The 19,676-nt window shown below is 40.7% G+C and carries 22 protein-coding genes; 1 reads left to right on the forward strand and 21 read right to left on the reverse strand.

Features of this window, described 5'->3' with window-relative positions; genetic code table 11:
• Positions 1 to 14 precede the first annotated feature (14 nt).
• From aroB to QNN06_RS22750, 15 genes are all read right to left on the reverse strand, one after another.
• Positions 15 to 1,091 (reverse strand): 3-dehydroquinate synthase, encoded by a 1,077-nt coding sequence (gene aroB / locus QNN06_RS22680; protein ID WP_284035993.1) that lies wholly within the window; start codon positions 1,089 to 1,091, stop codon positions 15 to 17.
• On the reverse strand, positions 1,091 to 2,263 hold the full coding sequence (gene aroC / locus QNN06_RS22685) for a chorismate synthase (RefSeq protein ID WP_284037969.1): 1,173 nt from the start codon (positions 2,261 to 2,263) through the stop codon (positions 1,091 to 1,093). Before aroC ends, aroB begins: the two co-directional genes overlap by 1 nt.
• 164 nt (positions 2,264 to 2,427) lie before the next feature.
• Positions 2,428 to 2,874 carry a nucleoside-diphosphate kinase gene (gene ndk / locus QNN06_RS22690; protein ID WP_213120363.1) on the reverse strand — a complete coding sequence of 149 codons (447 nt, stop codon included), beginning with the start codon at positions 2,872 to 2,874 and terminating at the stop codon, positions 2,428 to 2,430.
• Between the two features lie 98 nt (positions 2,875 to 2,972).
• Positions 2,973 to 3,935, reverse strand: a complete 963-nt coding sequence (hepT, locus tag QNN06_RS22695; protein ID WP_213120362.1) for a heptaprenyl diphosphate synthase component II — start codon at positions 3,933 to 3,935, stop codon at positions 2,973 to 2,975.
• A 39-nt stretch (positions 3,936 to 3,974) separates the two neighbouring features.
• The gene (locus tag QNN06_RS22700) at positions 3,975 to 4,679 is read right to left on the reverse strand and encodes a demethylmenaquinone methyltransferase (protein WP_213120361.1); all 705 of its coding nucleotides are present in this window, start codon (positions 4,677 to 4,679) and stop codon (positions 3,975 to 3,977) included.
• A 3-nt stretch (positions 4,680 to 4,682) separates the two neighbouring features.
• Positions 4,683 to 5,489, reverse strand: coding sequence for a heptaprenyl diphosphate synthase component 1 (locus QNN06_RS22705; protein WP_217033540.1), 807 nt, complete (start codon positions 5,487 to 5,489; stop codon positions 4,683 to 4,685).
• A 224-nt stretch (positions 5,490 to 5,713) separates the two neighbouring features.
• Positions 5,714 to 5,950 (reverse strand): trp RNA-binding attenuation protein MtrB, encoded by a 237-nt coding sequence (gene mtrB, locus QNN06_RS22710; protein WP_213120359.1) that lies wholly within the window; start codon positions 5,948 to 5,950, stop codon positions 5,714 to 5,716.
• 28 nt (positions 5,951 to 5,978) lie between these two features.
• The gene (gene folE, locus QNN06_RS22715; protein WP_213120358.1) at positions 5,979 to 6,545 is read right to left on the reverse strand and encodes a GTP cyclohydrolase I FolE; all 567 of its coding nucleotides are present in this window, start codon (positions 6,543 to 6,545) and stop codon (positions 5,979 to 5,981) included.
• A 153-nt stretch (positions 6,546 to 6,698) separates the two neighbouring features.
• Positions 6,699 to 6,971, reverse strand: a complete 273-nt coding sequence (locus tag QNN06_RS22720; protein WP_213120357.1) for an HU family DNA-binding protein — start codon at positions 6,969 to 6,971, stop codon at positions 6,699 to 6,701.
• A gap of 343 nt (positions 6,972 to 7,314) precedes the next feature.
• A complete protein-coding gene (gene spoIVA / locus QNN06_RS22725) occupies positions 7,315 to 8,793 on the reverse strand; it encodes a stage IV sporulation protein A (RefSeq protein WP_213120356.1) in 1,479 nt (492 codons plus the stop codon).
• Positions 8,794 to 9,100: 307 nt separating this feature from the next.
• Positions 9,101 to 9,808, reverse strand: a complete 708-nt coding sequence (locus QNN06_RS22730; RefSeq protein WP_213120355.1) for a hypothetical protein — start codon at positions 9,806 to 9,808, stop codon at positions 9,101 to 9,103.
• A 28-nt stretch (positions 9,809 to 9,836) separates the two neighbouring features.
• Complete coding sequence (locus tag QNN06_RS22735) at positions 9,837 to 10,022, reverse strand: DUF2768 domain-containing protein (protein WP_217033542.1); 186 nt, start codon at positions 10,020 to 10,022, stop codon at positions 9,837 to 9,839.
• 211 nt (positions 10,023 to 10,233) lie between these two features.
• Entirely contained in the window at positions 10,234 to 11,283 is a 1,050-nt protein-coding gene (locus tag QNN06_RS22740) for an NAD(P)H-dependent glycerol-3-phosphate dehydrogenase (protein WP_213120353.1), read from the reverse strand.
• Positions 11,284 to 11,302: 19 nt separating this feature from the next.
• Complete coding sequence (gene der / locus QNN06_RS22745) at positions 11,303 to 12,613, reverse strand: ribosome biogenesis GTPase Der (protein ID WP_213120352.1); 1,311 nt, start codon at positions 12,611 to 12,613, stop codon at positions 11,303 to 11,305.
• 161 nt (positions 12,614 to 12,774) lie between these two features.
• Positions 12,775 to 13,383 (reverse strand): YphA family membrane protein, encoded by a 609-nt coding sequence (locus QNN06_RS22750; RefSeq protein WP_213120351.1) that lies wholly within the window; start codon positions 13,381 to 13,383, stop codon positions 12,775 to 12,777.
• Positions 13,384 to 13,490: 107 nt separating this feature from the next.
• On the opposite strand from QNN06_RS22750, the gene QNN06_RS22755 reads away from it, so the two are divergent.
• Entirely contained in the window at positions 13,491 to 13,637 is a 147-nt protein-coding gene (locus QNN06_RS22755; protein WP_213120350.1) for a YpzI family protein, read from the forward strand.
• A 96-nt stretch (positions 13,638 to 13,733) separates the two neighbouring features.
• On the opposite strand, the gene fni is transcribed toward QNN06_RS22755, so the two are convergent.
• The 6 genes from fni to ypeB all read right to left on the reverse strand — a co-directional run bounded on the left by fni (position 13,734) and on the right by ypeB (position 19,665).
• Positions 13,734 to 14,786: a type 2 isopentenyl-diphosphate Delta-isomerase gene (fni, locus tag QNN06_RS22760; RefSeq protein WP_213120349.1), complete on the reverse strand. Its 1,053-nt coding sequence runs from the start codon at positions 14,784 to 14,786 to the stop codon at positions 13,734 to 13,736.
• A gap of 12 nt (positions 14,787 to 14,798) precedes the next feature.
• Positions 14,799 to 15,938, reverse strand: a complete 1,140-nt coding sequence (rpsA, locus tag QNN06_RS22765) for a 30S ribosomal protein S1 (protein WP_213120348.1) — start codon at positions 15,936 to 15,938, stop codon at positions 14,799 to 14,801.
• A 121-nt stretch (positions 15,939 to 16,059) separates the two neighbouring features.
• Entirely contained in the window at positions 16,060 to 16,641 is a 582-nt protein-coding gene (locus tag QNN06_RS22770; RefSeq protein WP_217033549.1) for a lysophospholipid acyltransferase family protein, read from the reverse strand.
• Between the two features lies 1 nt (position 16,642).
• Entirely contained in the window at positions 16,643 to 17,317 is a 675-nt protein-coding gene (cmk, locus tag QNN06_RS22775) for a (d)CMP kinase (protein ID WP_284035994.1), read from the reverse strand.
• A 715-nt stretch (positions 17,318 to 18,032) separates the two neighbouring features.
• Positions 18,033 to 18,212 (reverse strand): DUF5359 family protein, encoded by a 180-nt coding sequence (locus QNN06_RS22780; RefSeq protein ID WP_213120345.1) that lies wholly within the window; start codon positions 18,210 to 18,212, stop codon positions 18,033 to 18,035.
• Positions 18,213 to 18,315: 103 nt separating this feature from the next.
• Entirely contained in the window at positions 18,316 to 19,665 is a 1,350-nt protein-coding gene (gene ypeB, locus QNN06_RS22785) for a germination protein YpeB (protein WP_284035995.1), read from the reverse strand.
• Positions 19,666 to 19,676 lie beyond the last annotated feature (11 nt).

Consider the following 19,676-nt stretch of genomic DNA (forward strand, 5'->3'; position numbering starts at 1 on the left):
GCTAAACTCCCCCTTCACTTTAAAAACTTCCTGAGTCTTTCAAGAATATCAGCATCATTTACTTCTTGAAGTACCGGTTTCCCTATTTCTTCGAGGAATACAAAATGAATCGTTTCCCCAACGGACTTTTTGTCCTGTTTCATTTTGGTTACTAATTTCTCAAGAGATAAATGATCAGGTATCTTGGTTTGATAACCCAGCCTTTCAACCCATTGGATGAATTCCTGCAATGGAAAAGAGAGCCCTCTATACTCGATACTGAGCTTTAAGGCAAACACCATCCCAATCATGACCGATTCACCGTGAGTGAAATTCCCATAGCCCATTTCCGCTTCAATGGCATGGCCCAATGTGTGCCCAAAATTCAAAAAGGCTCGGACGCCTGTTTCCCTTTCATCCAGACTGACATATTCATTTTTAATCCGAATCCCTTTTGTTAATGACTTCGATAATTCCTCCAATGTTAGGGAATTTAAGTCATCTATATTGGAGGAAAGCCATTGATAAAAATAATCATCATTGATAAGGGCATGCTTAATCACTTCCGCGAATCCCGAGCGAATCTCCTGGATTGGGAGAGTCTTAAGCAATTCCAAGTCATAAAAAACAGCCTCTGGCTGATAAAAAGCGCCGATCATATTTTTGCCAAGCGGGTGATTAATGGCTACCTTACCGCCTACGGCACTGTCGTGTGCCAGGATTGTGGTTGGTATCTGAATAAATGGAATTCCTCTCATAAAAGAAGCCGCAACAAATCCAGACAGGTCACCAACAGCCCCCCCGCCCAAGGCTAATACAATGGATTTCCGGTCGAGACGGTACTCAAGTGCGGTTGATAAGGCATTATAATAGACCTCAAAGGTTTTAGCCTTCTCACCCTTCGGAGCAGTAAAAACAGTCGTTTTGAATGGTTCTAAGACGGCCAGAAGCTTCTCTAGATGAAGCCCGGCAACTGTTTCATCCGTGATAATGAATAGTTTCGTCAATTTAGGAAAGTGATGCGTTAAAAACGGGCCTATGTCTTGAAGGGTACCTTCTCCAACAAAGACAGGATAGTTTTTTGACTTTGTATGGATTTGAATTGTGTCCATTAAAATTCCCTCGCATAGTCACGCTGCTTATCGATTTCTGCAGCAAAGGTGTCGAAACGGTCGCTGTAAAATTGCTCCACTAACGCATTTGCAAGCTCCCAAGCTACGACACTTTCCGCCACTACAGCAGCCGCTGGAACGGCACAGCTGTCGGAACGTTCAACGCTGGCTGAAAACGGTTCTTTTGTTTCAATATCAACGCTCATTAATGGTTTATAAAGGGTCGGAATCGGCTTCATTACACCGCGGACAACAATTGGCATACCTGTTGTCATTCCGCCTTCAAAACCGCCTAGCCGGTTTGTTAAACGGTGGTATCCTTGCTTTTTATTCCAAGCTATTTCATCATGGACTTGACTGCCTGGTTTAGAGGCTGCTTCAAAACCAATGCCGATTTCCACACCTTTGAATGCGTTAATGCTGACAATCGCCGCCGCCAATTTTGCATCTAATTTACGATCATAATGAACATAGCTGCCCACGCCAGCTGGCATCCCGGTCGCAATGACCTCCACTACGCCACCAATGGAATCACCATTTTTCTTGGCCTCATCAATAGCATTCATCATTTCCTGCTCCACATTTGGGTCTCCGGTCCGCACTGGTGAATTTTCTGTCCGCTCTTTTAATTCCTTCAGTGTAATTGAACTGTCAACATTCGCCTTAATCCCAGCAATTTCAACAACATGTGATACAAGGTCCACACCAACTAACGACAACAGCTTTTTGGCAGCTGCCCCCGCTGCTACCCGAACCGTTGTTTCACGTGCGGACGAACGTTCAAGGACATTTCTCATGTCACGATGTCCATATTTTATCGCACCATTTAAGTCGGCATGGCCTGGCCTTGGCCGGCTAACTTTTCTTTTTACTTCGTCCTCCTGGCCTTCTTCAAGTGGTTCAGCCCCCATGATTTTTGTCCAATGCTTCCAATCGTTATTTTTAACGACTAAAGCAATCGGTGAGCCGAGTGTCAATCCATGGCGGACACCTGACATAATTTCTGCCGTATCCTTTTCAATTTGCATTCTTCTGCCGCGGCCGTAGCCCTTTTGCCTTCTTGAAAGATCATTATTTATATCATCTGCCTCTAAAGGCATACCTGCTGGAAAACCTTCTAATATTGTCGTTAACTGCGGACCATGGGATTCTCCCGCAGTTAAGTACCTCATTCCCATATTCTTTCCCCCTTCAACTCATTAAAGAATTATGTATCAATATAACATATACAGCCGAATAAACATAGTAGGACAATTCAGAAAAAAGAAATTTTCTTTATGAATGCGTATACAAAAAAGCACTTGTATTTGTCATACAAGTGCTTTCATTATTTGGATTAATAGATCCATTCGTTTACTATTTTTGTGTATTCTGCTAATTCAGCCTCATTAAAGAAAATGCCGATTTCACGTTGTGCACTTGCAGGTGAATCAGAGCCGTGAATAACATTTTTGCCAACCGTTAAGCCAAAGTCACCGCGGATTGTTCCAGGTGCAGCATCCTTTGGATTGGTAGAACCCATCATTTGGCGGGCAGTCGCAATCACGTTTTCACCTTGCCATACCATTGCAAATACTGGTCCGGAGGTAATGAAATCAACTAATTCCCCGAAGAATGGGCGCTCTTTATGCTCGCCATAATGCTCAGATGCAAGTTCTGTAGAGATGTTCATTAATTTTGCTCCAACTAATTGGAAGCCCTTTTTCTCAAAACGGGCAACAATTTCACCAATTAAATTGCGTTGTACACCATCTGGTTTAACCATTAAAAAAGTTCTTTCCATCTATTCCACTCCTAAATAATTATGTATATGATTGCTAACGAAAACAATCCACGAAAATATTAACATTGTTTGGTATAAATGGCAAGACTGTAATCAAACTAGAATTTTCTTCTGCCAATGTTCTTGGCAATATCCCGAAGCGCTTTACCTGCTTTGTTGGCAGGCAGTTCTTCTAGAATCGACAGGGCCTTTTCTAAATAAAGGTCACTTAAAGCAAGCGATTTGTCAATTGCACCGGTTTGCTTGACCAAGGAAATAATTCTTTCTATGTCGGCTTTTGAGCTTTTTGCATGGACTTTTTCTATTTCTTTTCGGGCTGCCTCATTTTCCATTGCAAACAGGGCAGGAGCCGTAATATTTCCTTGCAGAAGGTCGCCGCCAGCAGGCTTGCCTAATTCTTTTTCCGTTCCCGTAAAGTCCAAAATATCGTCAATTATCTGATAGGACATTCCTACATAATACCCAAACCGATAAAGCTTTTTATGAATGGCTTCTTCAACATCTGCCGCAACCGCCCCAAGTTGGCAGCTGACAGCAATTAACAAAGCTGTTTTTCTTTTAATTCTGCGCAGATAGTCTCGAAGGTTCTGATTAAACCGATATTTATCCTTAATTTGCTGGATTTCCCCTACGCTTACTTCGACTATGGCATTGGCCAAAATTTTATGGGCTAACGGATGCTTGATATTAGTCATCAATTCGAGCGCAAGGGCAAACACGAAGTCACCCGTATACATCGCTGTCTTGTTATCCCATTTTGCTTTGACAGTAGGCTGTCCCCTTCTTAAGTCAGCATCATCGATGACGTCGTCATGAACAAGCGAGGCCATATGAATTAGTTCCAATGCGACCGCAACATTCTTCATGACGTTTATATCATAGCTGCCGAATTTTCCTGCAAGCAAAACAAAAACAGGACGAATTCTTTTTCCTCCGGCTTGTAATGTATGCAATGAAGCCTGCTGCAGGAGGATAGACTCTGATTTGATCGTCTCCTCCAGTTTTTTCTCGATTAAACTAATATCCGAATTCAAAAATGAATACATCATTTTTAATTTCATTTGTATCCACCTGGCTTTTCATCCTGTCTTTGTTTCATGTTATTTCTTATGTCCGATATGAACAGCAGCCGCACCGCCGCTGTATGGCTTATATTTTACATTTCGAAAGCCAGCCTGCTCAAACATTCTAGCCAGCTCTCTCATCCCTGGAAAATCGCGTGCAGACTCTTGAAGCCAAGAGTATTCCTGGTAGCTTTTCGCAAACATCTTTCCGAATAAAGGCATTATAAAGCGGAAGTAAAAGAAAAACAGCTGTCTGTAACCAATAAGGGTTGGCTGGGATGTTTCAAGGCAAACCCCGATTCCGCCCGGTTTTACAACCCGTTGCATTTCTTTTAGTACCTGCAGGTAATCCGGCACATTCCTTAAACCAAAGCCAATGGTGACGTAATCAAAGCTATTATCAGGAAAAGGCAGTTCCATTGCATTGCCATGGATGAGTTCAACTTGATTCAACCCAAGCTCGCGAACTTTTTCCTTTCCCACCTTCAGCATATTTTGACTAAAATCTAAGCCAATCACTTTTCCGGATGGACCGACAGCCTCTGCCAAAGCAATTGTCCAATCAGCTGTCCCGCAGCAGACATCCAGGGCTTTGGAGCCAGGCTGTACATTCATTCTTTTCATCGTGTCCTTACGCCATCTAATATGCTGCTGAAAGCTGATAACAGAGTTCATTTTGTCGTAGCTATCAGAAATTTTTTCGAACACTTGATGAACACGTTGTTCTTTCGATTGCTGCATGTTTCACCCTTCTTCCACAAATGTTTTGGCATATGGCTGATATTGATTTAATAAATTGGAAATCCTGCCTTCAAGCAAATGATTTAGATATGGAAGCTTTGGAATCCCTTTTTTAATTATTTGCTTTGAAAGTTCAAGATACCGGTCACATACCTTTAAAAGCTGATCGTTCTGAATATCCGGCAAGTCTTTGTTATGGTCGTGGAGTGGTACCATTATTTTTTTCAATGCAGCAAATAAAATGGAGCTGCCTGTTTGAAGGAATAAAGCCTTTTCGTTTAATAACCGTTTGAATAGCAAGTAATTGGCTAGAACATCATTCCAAAGGTCGATATTAAAATATTCGGCAAGCTTCGAAAGCAGCGAGCTTTCAATGACCATTATGCTTTTCATCAGCTGTTCGATATCCTCTGACTCAGGAAAATATACTGAAATCTTATGTTCATTTACTTGCTTAATTCCTTCTGACAGTGCTTTTATCATGAAAATGTCATCTGAATCGGCCAGGAGCTTATAATACAATCCGCTAAAATAATCCCCGGCCAACACAGTTAGCTGCCGGTTTTTTTCCTCATTTGTTGATGTAATATGTTCATGGGTATCGAGGGCGATTTGCACCAGCATAGTCGAGAGTGCATAGTTTTCCATTTCGTGATAAGACAAACCCATCTGGTCCATAATGGAAACTAAAATTAGGAGTTTATCCTCGTCAACTATTGGGCTCTCAATAAATTCTAGCAAGTAAGGATCAAAAACACGGTTTTCGACTTTTTCCTTAATGCTTATTAACTTTTGTCGAATATCCTGCATTTTTAATCACCCTTGTTCCCCGAAGTAGTATCATTATGTATTCTTATTTCCTAATCCAAAAGGAAAATGCATGTTAAATAATTAAGTAAGAAAAACTCTGCCAATAAACAAGGCAGTCACCATTATAACACATATAAACATCCATGAGCAGGAATTCACAAAATAATTATATTTCTCATCAACTAAGAATACTCTTATAAAAAACAGAAGGACCAAGAAGTCCTCTATTTTTTTATTTCACTTTCAATTTCCCCGTATTGAGTAAGAATTTTGGCATTCCCTCTAATTTTAATAGCAGAAGTATGCTCTGTAAATTGAGCAATTAATACCTCACCTTTATCAAGCTTTTCAGAATGGTGGAATCTTGTATCAGTACCTCTTGTCAGACCAATGACACTAACTCCATCATCATTTGCTTTAATGACAATATAATCACTACTTTGTGGCTGCCGGTTTTCCATCTCATCACCTCTAAAGTTTTAGAAAAAGTTAATTTTTTATTAAGGATAGCACTTCGGAGCGGGCGTTGACATCCTCGGCAAGTGTTCCACGAACAGCAGTTGTTACGGTTTTTGCTCCCGGTTTTTTCACTCCACGCATCGTCATACACATATGTTCTGCTTCTACCACAATCATTACACCATGCGGCTCTAATTTTTCCATAATGCTATCAGCAATGGTGGAAGTGATTCTTTCCTGCAGCTGCGGTCTTTTGGCAACAGCTTCGACGGCCCTTGCCAGCTTGCTTAAGCCCGTTACACGACCATTTCGCGGGATATAGGCCACATGCGCATGCCCGAAAAATGGGACAAGATGGTGCTCACACATCGAATAAAACGGAATATCCTTCACCAATACCAGTTCTTCATGGTCTTCACTGAATATCGTTTCAAAATGCTTTTTAGGATCTTCCTTTAACCCGCTAAAAACTTCCTCATACATTTTTGCCACACGCTTAGGGGTGTCAAGAAGTCCTTCCCGATTTGGATCTTCCCCGACTGCTTCTAATATTAAACGTACCGCCTCTTCAATTTGGGCACGATTTACCTCTGACATGTTAACTCCTCCTATTTGCCTCTAATAGATGACAAATACATATTAGCATATTGTTTTCTAAGCAGGCAATTTAACAGCGCACAAAGAAAAAGGCCATGGTGTTTGCCATGGCCTTTGCTCTTAAGCATTCGCTTAAAGCAATAATTTATGTAATTATTTTACTGCGTCTTTAAGCGCTTTACCTGGTTTGAAAGCAGGAACCTTGCTTGCCGCGATTTCGATTTCATCACCAGTTTGAGGGTTACGCCCCTTACGTGCTGCACGCTCGCGTACCTCAAAGTTACCAAAACCGATAAGTTGAACCTTATCACCATTCTTTAAAGCATCTAAAATCGAATCAAAAACAGCATCAACCGCCTTAGTTGCGTCCTTTTTAGAAAGTTCGCTAGCTTCTGCTACTGCATTAATAAGTTCTGTCTTGTTCATGCCTTTCACCTCCTCCCAAAGGTTTATCGAGATAAATAAGATTACTTATCTACATTTCTAAACACTTTTTCTGATTTCTATACGTTCAACAGCGCAGTTTTATTGTAAAAGTTATAAAAATTACCGCTTTTGCAGCAATTTCTAAATCTTTGAAAAAACCTTTTAAAATAAAGGACTGATGCACTACTAACGTAATTCTGTTAAAAGATTATCATAATCAATTCAGCATATCAAGAAGATTTCAAGAAATTATGGGAATCTTTTCTTTTCTTCTACAAAATTCTACTTTATTGGTCATAATTGGGTAGAAACGCATAAAAAAAGACTCCAGAGGAGTCCAATTTTATAAAATAATGGCAATCAAGCCACCCGAGCCTTCGTTAATAATTCTTTCAAGTGTTTCTTTTAATTTGTATCTAGCATTTTCCGGCATTAATGAAATCTTAGCCTGAATGCCTTCACGGACGATGGAACTCAAACTGCGGCCAAATATATCAGAATTCCAAATAGACAGCGGGTCATCTTCAAAATCCTGCATTAGGTAACGGACTAGCTCTTCACTTTGTTTTTCTGTTCCAATAATCGGCGCAAATTCTGATTCGACATCTACTTTAATCATGTGAATGGATGGTGCAACTGCTTTTAATCTAACACCGAAACGGGAACCCTGACGGATTATTTCCGGCTCTTCGAGGCTCATATCTGAAAGTGTTGGACTAGCAATTCCATATCCCGTCTGTTTCACCATTTTGAGGGCGTCTGAAATATGATCATATTCCGCTTTTGCATGGGCAAAATCCTGCATAAGCTCCAGCAAATGGTCTTTTCCTCTGATTTCTACCCCGACTATTTCTTTTAAAATATCATCATATAATTCATCCGGAGCAAATAAATCGATTTCAGCCACACCTGAACCCATTTCTACTCCAGCGAGTCCCGCCTTGTCAATAAACTCAAACTCACTGAAATGCTGTACAACCCGGTCGACATCTCTCAATCTCTTGATATCTTTTACCGTTTCCTTAACAGCATCCTGATAGCTTTCTCTCAGCCAATGGTTTTCCTTTAGAACCATTACCCAGCTTGGTAGATTGACATTGACTTCAAGAACAGGGAATTCATAAAGTGCTTCGCGGAGTACATTTAGGCAGTCATTTTCCCGCATGCTCTCAACACTCATGGCAATGACAGGAATGTCATATTTTTCAGCCAGGTTGGACCTTAGAGTCTCTGTACTTGGATGGTATGGTTGGGCACTGTTCACTACCATAATAAACGGTTTGCCGACTTCTTTGAGCTCTTCAATAACCCTTTCCTCAGCCTCGATATAATTACTTCTTGGAATCTCTCCAATGGTTCCATCTGTTGTAACTAACACACCTATTGTGGAATGCTCCTGAATGACCTTTCTAGTGCCAATTTCAGCGGCCTCATGGAATGGAATAGGCTCTTCATACCATGGCGTATTAATCATTCTAGGGCCATTTTCATCTTCATATCCTTTAGCTCCAGGTACTGTATAGCCAACACAATCCACAAGTCTTATGTTGACATCCAAGCCTTCATCAACATGAACAGTTGCGGCCTGATTTGGAACAAATTTAGGCTCAGTTGTCATGATTGTTTTTCCTGCTGCACTTTGCGGAAGCTCATCCTGTGCTCGCGATCTATCTGCTTCGCTGTTTATATTCGGTAAGACAACAAGCTCCATAAATTTTTTAATGAATGTTGATTTTCCTGTTCGTACTGCTCCGACTACTCCTAAATAAATATCGCCGCCCGTTCTTTCGGCAATATCTTTAAAAATATCTACCTTTTCCAAGTGATCCCCTCCTGATCATAGAGTAAAGTGGGATAGTTCCATCCATATAGGTATTTTTGGACAGTATATGTTTATGATGTTGTCCTACCCAGTTATGACACTTTTCTAAAATTTTCTACCTCCTTCAAAAAAAATTTCATGTAATGCTGGTATTTACAGTACCTGTAAGGTCAAAATGGATGGAGGGTTTCTATTTATGTTCATCGATACGATGGAATTAGGAATTCGCCGTACCGCGTTTATTTATTGAAAAAAAACCCTTCTCCTACAATATATTTCGCAGGAAAAGGGTTATGACTTTTAAATCTTATTCTTCTAGAAATACCGGTTCATTTGTTTTTGAGTCTACGGTGTAGGGAAGGGAAAAAGCCGGAACGAACATAGAGTTATTGACTAGAATAGACCGGATATCCTCGCCGGGATTCAACTTCTGTTCTGATTTCTTTATTGCCTGATAGAGGTCAGGGCTGTAATCTATATATACTTCGGCATTCCCAGTGATGACAAAGGATAAATTTTGATTGGAATACGGGCTGACAGCATACGGAGACTCCTTATATCCCAATTTTTTATAGTCTAAAGTAAACACATTTTTGGCAATTTGTTTTTTATAGGGCGGATACCCCATTGCCTTTAATCTTAATTTCATATCCCGGATCGTTTCAGCCATTCTTAAGTCAATAAGTTTCACAGTTGGACTGGTTTCCACATCAACCAAAACGTATTGGAATATCCCCCCGTTTTCAAATGCATTACCGGGTGGTTCAGCTATATATTTTGGGGCAATCTTTTTAAAATCAATTGGATACTTTTGATAAATGGGGGTACCCGCCTCTTTCGTTTTGATTGGCAGTATGCCACCATTATCATTTCTAAAATCGTCCACAGCCGTTTGAACTGCTTGTATTTGATCCTTGTAGGGAATCTGATTCTTTGCCAATTCCTCCTTTGGATACATACATCCCGTTAACAGGAAAGCCAAAGCTGCACACAAGCCCAGCATCTTCCACTTCATATAATCACCTTTATATGTATATTTTTCATCATGTCAGGAAAACGATAAGCAGTGTCAGCCCTGCTGCAATCATAAATAGATAGGCAAAAATAGCTGTAACAAAACGGAGTACTCCTGTTAATTTATACCTGCTCAAATAAATGGTTATAATGGCGAGAAACATTAAAGCCATTCCGCCAACGGATATCCACATTTTTAACATACCTGGTGACAACGTAATCCCCCCTTGTCCGAATGTTATTATAACATAAAAATAAAAAACTGAAGTAAAGAGGGGCGAGTTCTTTACTTCAGCCAGGTCAAAGACTAAATAACCCATACTCCAGCGTCATACTACCAAGTTGCTTCGATGCATTGTATGCATTTTCATGTTAAAGCGTATCAGAAGAATGCCTATTTTTTGAGGGAAAAGACACATTTTTTCGTTATATATGTCTTTCATCTAAAATATTAACCAAATCTTCCATCTCATGCGTTTTGCTGCGGCCCATTAATACCTCTACCCCGTCTTTTGCATTTTTGCCATTAAACAAAACATCATAAAGCACACGGGTAATAGGCATTTTCACTTCATATTTTTCGGCCAACTGGTAAGCAGCTTTCGTGGTTCTGACACCTTCCACGACCATGCCCATGCTATCAAGTACTTCCTCTAGGGTTTTTCCTTTCCCTAATAAATTTCCTGCTCTCCAGTTTCTTGAGTGAACACTGGTGCATGTGACAATTAAATCACCTATTCCAGCCAAGCCGGAGAAAGTTAACGGGTTAGCTCCCATTTTTGTGCCAAGCCGCGCGATTTCTGCCAATCCTCTTGTCATAAGGGCAGCTTTGGCATTATCACCATAGCCCAAACCATCGGTAATTCCTACAGCCAAAGCAATAATATTTTTCAAGGCACCGCCAATCTCAACCCCAATTACATCGGAATTCGTATAGACACGGAAATTGTGGTTGATAAATAAATCCTGAATTTCTTCAGCTGCCTCCATATTTTCCGAAGTAACCGCAACCGTTGTCGGGTGTCTGAGACTAACTTCCTCGGCATGGCTTGGACCAGAAAGAACAACGACAGCATCTAACAGCTCTTTAGGCATTTCTTCCTTAATGATTTCCGAAATTCTCATCAAAGTATCGGGCTCAATCCCCTTACTTACATGCGTTATCGTAATCGGAGAAGTTACGACAGCCTGAATTTTCCGAATGACCTCGCGAATGGCCTTTGTGGGAACCGCTAAAATAACATGCTTAATATTTGCCAAGGCATCGCTTAAGGAAGCATAGCCAACGATTAATTCAGGAAGTTCTATTCCAGGCAAATATTTTTTGTTTGTGTGAAACTGATTAATTTCTTTAACTTGTTCCTCATTATGGCTCCACAACCGGACCTCGAGTCCATTATCCGCCAGCACCATCGCCAGGGCTGTCCCCCAGGACCCAGCACCGACGACGGCAGAAGCCTTTTGTTTCTCTTCCATTAAGATCACCGCCTCAAGGCTATTTTCTTTCTCTTGCAAAGATTTTAATAGGGGTGCCTTCAAAGCCAAATGCATCCCTTATCCTGTTTTCAAGAAAACGTTCATAAGAGAAATGCAGTAATTCTGGTTCGTTGACAAAAATGACAAAGGTTGGTGGCTTCACGGCAACCTGTGTTGCATAATAAATTTTTAATCGTCTGCCTTTATCCGTTGGCGTCGGGTTCATGGCAACCGCATCCATGATAATATCGTTTAAGACGCTTGTTTCGACACGCATAGCATGGTTCTCACTAGCCAAATTAATCATTGGCAGCAAGGTATGGATTCTTTTTTTCGTTTTTGCAGATAAGAAAACGATCGGGGCGTAATTAAGAAACAGAAAATGATCTCTGATCTTCTGCTCAAACTCTTTCATCGTTTTTTCATCTTTTTCAATAGCATCCCACTTATTAACGACAATGACGACCGCTCTTCCGGCTTCATGGGCATAGCCGGCGATTTTCTTATCCTGTTCAATGATTCCTTCTTCCGCATTAATGACCACCAAAACCACGTCTGACCGTTCAATGGCCCTAAGCGCACGCAGAACACTATATTTTTCGGTGCTTTCGTATACTTTTCCTTTTTTTCTAATTCCTGCTGTATCGATGATAACATATTCTTGTCCTTCGTACGTATAAGGAGAGTCGATGGCATCACGGGTTGTCCCGGCGATATTACTGACAATCACTCGGTCTTCTCCTAAAATGGCATTAACCATAGAAGATTTTCCGACATTCGGACGGCCAATTAAAGAAAACTTAATAACATCTTCACCATACTCTTCTTCTCCGCCTTTTGGAAAATGGTTTGCCGCCGCGTCCAATAAATCCCCCAGGCCAAGTCCATGAGACCCCGAAATCGGAATCGGCTCACCAAACCCAAGTGCGTAAAAATCATAAATCATATCCCGCATTTCAGGATTATCGATCTTATTAACCCCTAGGATAATTGGTTTTTTTGTTTTATAAAGAATTTTCGCCACTTCTTCATCGGCAGCCGTAACCCCTTCTCTTCCATTCGTTAAAAAGATAATGACGTCAGCTTCATCAATCGCCACTTCCGCCTGCTGCCGGATTTGCTCCAGAAACGGCTCATCACCAATATCAATCCCGCCTGTATCGATGATATTAAAATCATGGTTCAGCCATTCGCCTGAGCTATAAATTCGGTCTCTCGTCACACCTGGGATATCTTCAACAATGGAAATTCGTTCACCAACAATTCTATTAAAAATAGTGGATTTTCCGACATTCGGTCTTCCCACAATGGCAATAACAGGTTTAACCATTCTAATCGCCATCCTTTCTTATCCGTTAATCAAACTTTTTTAGTATGTAAAGTTACTAAAAATGATGAAAGAACCCTTCGGGGTACCCCCAGAAGGGTCTAACTATCCTATCTTAGCAAATGTTAATCTCCTCCTGCAATGGATAGGGGGAATAAATCTTGTTATGAAGATTTTTGTTTTGCTTTTTCCAAAAAATGAAAATGATTTTGCAGTACTGCTCCTGCATTTTCCAAAAGGCTCCAGCCAACCGTTACTGCGGAAATCAACGCACATACATCTAAATACGCAAAATCTCCGATCGAATGCGGAAATTGAAATTTATTTAAAATATACGTATACAATATCTCTCCCTGCATGGTTCCACTAAATATAATCAGCAGTCTCCCCTTTAACGTGTTTAGCAGGATTATGGCCAAATAGCCGATACCGATTCCCATCATCCATTCCTTCTTAAATATTAACCAAACCGGGTCAAATATTTCGAACAAATGGAAGGTTACGTATGCGATTGTGATTATTAAAGAACAAATGAGAAGGTATATGATTACCCGCTGCTTTTCTTTGCTTATAAATAAATATGAATAACTTAAGATGACAACCGCGTTTGCATAAACGTCAACCATGCCGAAACTAAAATGATGGTTTGAAAAAATAATCAAGATTAATACCGCAGCCGCAAGCCTTAGCCGATACGGGTTATCCTTAGGTAAAATAAACGTAAGGTAAACCCAAAACATCCAAAAAATCAAATAAAATGCCGCACCTTCCATACATACACCTCCTATTATTATCATTATTGATATTCTTGATGAACTTTTATACTCACTGAATAATATTTCCTGTGTGATTCATCTTATAAAGAGGAGGTGTAGAAAAAATGGGAAAAGACCGCCAAGAGAAAAAGCTGAAAGCAAGCAGAAGAGTGGAGTCAGACCGTGATCATGCCTTGCACTATAAGGGGGCCACGAAACTGTCAGGTCCTGATGAGGCAAGAGGTTTAAATGATGGGAAGGACGACTACTAATAGAAAAGCGGAAGCGCCTTGACCAGGGGCTTCTGGCCCCGAGCCCTAGGGCTGCAGCCAGCCAATGAAGAAAAGCTCCTGCTTTTTGCAGGAGCTTTAAAATTGTCGCTGGCTGTATTGTTTAGTATCAATTCCTCTTTGGGTTAACCAGTGATAAGTCTCCCCAGAAATAATCAAGGGAACATGTTTTAATTCCGAAATGGATTTTGCCCCTAAGGCTGTCATAATAAGAGTAATCTCCATAAGCAGTTCCTGCATTTCATCTACTAATGCTTCTGTCCCTTTTTCTACAAGAATCCTCAGGAAATGGCCGGCAATCCCGATCGCATCCGCTCCCAAGGCTATTCCTTTGACGATATCCAAACCGTTCATAAAACCGCCAGAGCCAAAGATGGAAATGTTGGAAATGGATGAAGCTTCAGCAATAGAAACAGGAGTAGGTATGCCCCAATCAGTGAAAAAAGGGAGGGATTTCTCTCTGCGTTTATTTTCGATCTCCGCAAAGTTGGTTCCTCCGGCTCCCCCACAATCGGCAATTTGCACCCCTATCGAGAAAAGCATTTGAACCGTTTCACGGGACATCCCAAAGCCCACCTCTTTTACGATCACCGGGACTTCTACACCGTTTACGATGGATTCAATTCTTTTTAAGGCTCCTGAAAAGTCACGATCCCCCTCCGGCATGGTCAGCTCTTGGATCACATTTAAATGAATTTGCAGCGCATTTGCTTCAATCATTTCAATTGCATATTTTGCATCGTCCAACTTTGCTTCACTGCCAAGATTGGCAATCAAAACTCCATTCGGATTCTCTTTACGGGCCACTTCATAGGTATAGCTTTGAGTACGGTCCTTAACAGCCGACATTTGTGAACCGACAGCCATCGCCAATCCAAGCTCACTTGCAGCAATGGCCAGTTCCTTATTAATCGAATAGGTTTTTTCACCGCCGCCGCCCGTCATCGCATTGATAAAAATAGGCGAACTTAAATAAAGTTCGCCTATTGTTTGATTTAATCGAACATCACTAATACCAATATTCGGTAAGCTTTGGTGAATAAATTTGATATCATCAAATGCTGAAGAACGCGTTTGCCCATTTTCAATAGCTAGGCGGATGTGATCCCATTTACGTTCCAATCTAGACACGTTTTATCACCATTATTTTCTCAGATTCTTTAACTTATCTCCAATCATTTCACCAAGCTGGAATCCTTTTGATTCTTCCGGAAGTTCATAATCGTAGGTTTCCTCAACCTCTTTTTCAAGAAGCTCCTTGATGCTCAAAGATAAGCGCTGCTCTGCTTCATTTGCATCTAAAACTTTAACGGATACCTCTTGTCCTTCCTTTAACACCTCATGAGGGGTACCAATGTGTTTATGGGCAATCTGGGAGATATGAACAAGCCCTTCAACACCTGGGAATACCTCAACGAAAGCGCCATAAGAAACCAATCGTTTAACGGTTCCGGTTAACACACTGCCCTTTGGAGCCTTTTCTGAGATGTTTGACCAAGGTCCAGGAAGTGTCTCTTTAATGGATAATGAGATTCTTTCGCTGTCACGATCCACGCTTAAGACTTTTACATTAACGTTTTGGCCTTCATGTACAACATCTGTTGGTTTATTGACATGTTCGTGTGATAATTGGGAAATATGGACAAGTCCGTCAATTCCGCCAATATCAACAAAAGCACCAAAATCAGTTAATCTTTGAACTGTACCTTCAATGATATCACCCGGCTGAATTGCATCAAGACGGGATAGTTTTTGCTTCGCCTTTTCCTGTTCAACAACAGCACGGTGGGAAAGGATTAAGCGATTTTTTTCTTTATCAAGCTCGACAATTTTAAAAGTAATCGTTCTGCCCTTGTAGTCGCTAAAATCCTCGACAAAATATGTCTCAACAAGGGAAGCAGGGACAAAGCCGCGAACTCCAAGGTCGACAACTAGGCCGCCTTTCACTACATCTTTTACTTCAGTTTCAATAACCTCGCCGCTTTGGAATTTCTGCTCAAGGCTTTCCCAAGCTTTGCCGGCATCCACTTTTCTTTTTGAAAGAATTAATGCTTCTTCTTCAACCTTCATTACTTCAAGCTCTAGTTCATCGCCTTCTTTAACGGCATCAGAGGCTTTTTCAATATGCAGGCTTGATAATTCGCTGATTGGAATAATCCCATCAAGTTTGCTGCCTTGGATATCTACAAGCACCTGCTTTTCTTCTACTTTAGTAACTTGTCCGGTTACCTTGTCGCCAACTTCAAAGCTTTTCACTTCTACCTGATTTAATTCTTCAGACATATGTAATCCTCCTTAATCCATTGACTAGCAAAATCTATAATTATCTATAAATTCTGATTTGCCCAAAATTGAATCTCATTATTTAACTTCTTATAAATCATGTATTTTGTCAAGCGGAAACCTATCGATCCTCTTTAATAAGTTTATGAATTTCAGCCATAATTAATTCAGTGGCTACTTCCGCAGATGCCTTCGAAGTTCTAAGTTCGTCCATTTGAATAGGTTTCCCATAAACTACCTTTAACTTTTGCAGGTTTTTGTAAGGGCCAAGAATCGCACACGGAACAACAGCACAATTCGTTTTCAAGGCAAAGAACCCAGCACCGGCAAGACCTTTCCCTAATTCCCCAGTTTTACTTCTCGTTCCTTCTGGAAAAAGTCCAAGCACATGCCCATCCTTTAAGATGTTGATTCCTTTTCTTAGTGCTTCGCGATCACTCATTCCTCTTTTTACAGGAAAAGCGTTACATTTCCGCACGATGTTCCCTAAGACAGGGACTTGGAAGATTTCCTCTTTGGCCATAAAATAGACAGGTCTTTTCCCGGTAATCCCGACAATAATAGGGTCAAAATTATGAATATGATTGGAACAAAGGAGCACGCCGCCTTCTTTTGGAATATTCTCCGCTCCAATCGTTTCAACTCGATACCACGGTTTAAAGATTGCGTTTACTACTGATCTGGCAAAGGTATAAAACGTCAACTCATCCAATCCTTTCGTGCACAAGAGCCATAATTTTATCGACTACTTCCAGAATAGTCAAAGAGGTGGTATCAATTTCGGTGGCATCTTCAGCCTTTTTCAAAGGAGCTACTTCTCTTTCAGAGTCGATTTTATCTCTACGCGCAATTTCTTCTTTTAGTTTTTCCAAGTCTGATGGGAAACCCTTTTGAAGATTTTCATTATGGCGCCGCTCAGCTCTTTCGTCCACACTGGCGAGTAAAAAGACTTTTACCTCTGCATTCGGTAAAACATGGGTCCCAATGTCACGCCCATCCATGACAACACCGCCGCTTTTCGCAAACGATTGCTGTCTTCTCACCATTTCTTCCCTTACCCGCAGATGTTTGGAAGGAATGGATACCAAATTGGTTACTTCAGATGTGCGGATTTCGTTAGTAACATCCAGATTATCAAGTAAAACGATTTGCCCGTTATCAGAAGGCAGGAGTCCTATTTCTGTTTTGAGCAGCATTTCCACTAGGGAGTCTTCATCTTCAAGATCAAGATTGTTCGCAATTGCTTTATATGTCAACGCCCGATACATGGCACCTGTATCAATGTAAATATACGATAAGTTTTCTGCGACAATTTTTGCTACAGTGCTTTTACCGGCAGCAGCTGGCCCGTCAATTGCGATGGATATTTTTCTATTCATAAGTCCTCCTAATGAATATCTAAAGTTGTCTATTTCTATTTTACCATAAGAGAATGGAATCCTTCCTTAATTTAATCCATTAAATCAAAAAAAGCAGGCAAGCCTGCTCAGATTGTAGAGAAACTAACGATAGCTTCTAATTTTTTACTTTATTTAAAAATTCATGGCATTAATTTTTGTTTATATATTTATTAATATATAAGCTTTTCAGGACAAATGGGAAGGAAGCCGAATGGAAAATGTCCAATAGAAGGTTTCTTAAAGACAAAACAGTCGCGGCTTTGAGTGAAAATGTCCAATAGGAGGCATCTAATGGACAAAACAGATCGTGTTAGGTGTTAAAATGTCCAATAGAACACTTCTATTGGACAAAACGGGTGGTTATTAATGTAAAAATGTCTAACAGAACGCTTCTAATAGACAAAACGGATCGTGTTAGGTGTTAAAATGTCCAATAGCAGGCATTTCTAACTGCCTGCTAAAAAAAAGAATTGCAACACACAGCAATTTTGGAAAAATTGTGTTGCAATCCTAAGGTTGGTTTGCATCCCTGTTGATTGGAGCAGAGGGCACTCGACTCTTGCGGTATCGAGAGGTCACTGGAGACCCCACTGGCGCATAGCGCCGAGGAGGCTCCAGGACCTCCCCGCGGAAAGCGAGTGCCTGGAGCGGAAATCAACAGGCCCTTTAGCAGAGACAATCAATTAATAAATCTTTAGTTTCCTTGAAAGGTCTGGAGTATTTCGGTGATGGAATTTTCGTTGACGCCTTCGTATTTGGTTAGCTGCTGCAATTCCGGCAGCGTATCAAGTTGATGCAAAAAAAATTGCGTTAGAAGTAAAAACAGAAATTGTATGATGATTATCTTCATTAAAATTTTTTCGATTTTCTCCAAATCCATTCACCCCAAAACCAAGTTATTCCTATTATGGGGGCTGATTCGATATTTTATTCTCAATAGCGCACCAAATATAGAAAGGAAAAGCAAGCGCTTTTCCTTATAAAACACCTTCATACATATTTTCCGCATTTTTGAGTTTATCCACTTTTTCTTCCATACCTGTTTTTGCATTAATAAAAATGCGGTAAGTATCTTCTCCCATTGTCCCAAGAAATTCGTAACATAATACTTCCTCATTTAAATCATTGATGACAACAGCAAGACGGTCCTCCATCACCTTTAAATTTGGGTTCACTTTCTTTCTAGCATCTTCAAGTGTAATGGTTGGTTTATCTAAATTTCTTGTTTGAAAGGACTTTAAGTAATCCTCCGCAGAAACCCCGACAATATCGCCATTATCTAGTGCAACCTTAACCTTTACCGATTCCGGATAGATTCTGACCCCATTAGTTGTGGTGACAAAATTAAAGACACCAACATTATCATATTGAAAACTTTCAAAAGTCTCTAAGTCTTTAAAGCCGGTTTCTTTTAAAAAAGCAAGTGCTTTATTATTGGCATCATTCAAACTGATGGCCTGCTTATCGATCGGGCGGTTGTTCATAAACCAAATGGGATGGCCGGCCTTTTTGGTAATGTCCATACTAGCTTCCTGACCAGTTTGGTTATTCCTTACGGAAACACTGTAAAAGCCATAGTCAGACCCTTTGCCATTTTTGGTGACCTTCACATCGGCATTGTCGTCAATTTTCATATATTTTTTCGCAATGTCAGCTGCCTCTTGCTTTGTAATGGATTTCCCTTTAATTTTTTTATAGTTTTCATCCTTTTTTTGCAAATTTGTTAACGTAAGCCCCTGGGCAGTTTCTTCATAGCCGCTGACGGTTTTCTCAACCGTTTTGAAACCGTCAATAATCGTGTTATCTGTATTTTCCTTACCTGAGGCCAGGGCAAGCTCAACATCCATCCAGCGCAAATTATTCTTTAGTACCATATGCTGGACTTTTCTAAGCTCGGACTGGATTTGACCGGATTGCTTATAAAGGGACTTCAACGTTACGTACTCCTGCTCAGAAAGGGGCTCCTTATCCAAATCCCTGGCGGCAGTCCGATAGCTGAAGTTTCCGATATTCGCAAGAAATTCCTCTGTTTTATTAAATGGCAGCAGCGTCAATGGAAGCTGCCCAACATCGCTGTGCGCCTGTGACGTGAGTCTCCAAACTTCAATTAGCGACGGCGATAACGAACTTCTTGAGTTCATAGCAAGTGTTGTGCCAATTTTGTCATTTAAAAGGTCCATTCGATAAGTAAGATTATGGAACGCCCGTTGATAATTGTTTTCTGCATTTAAAAGCACCGCGTTTTTCTCTTGATGTTCCTGGTAACCCCAGTAGGCAGTACCCGCAATAGCTATCGCGAGAACGCCAATCAATATTCCTCTAATCAACTGTCTTCACC

The sequence above is a fragment of the Neobacillus sp. 114 genome (assembly GCF_030127045.1).
Lineage (GTDB): Bacteria > Bacillota > Bacilli > Bacillales > Cytobacillaceae > Neobacillus > Neobacillus rhizophilus.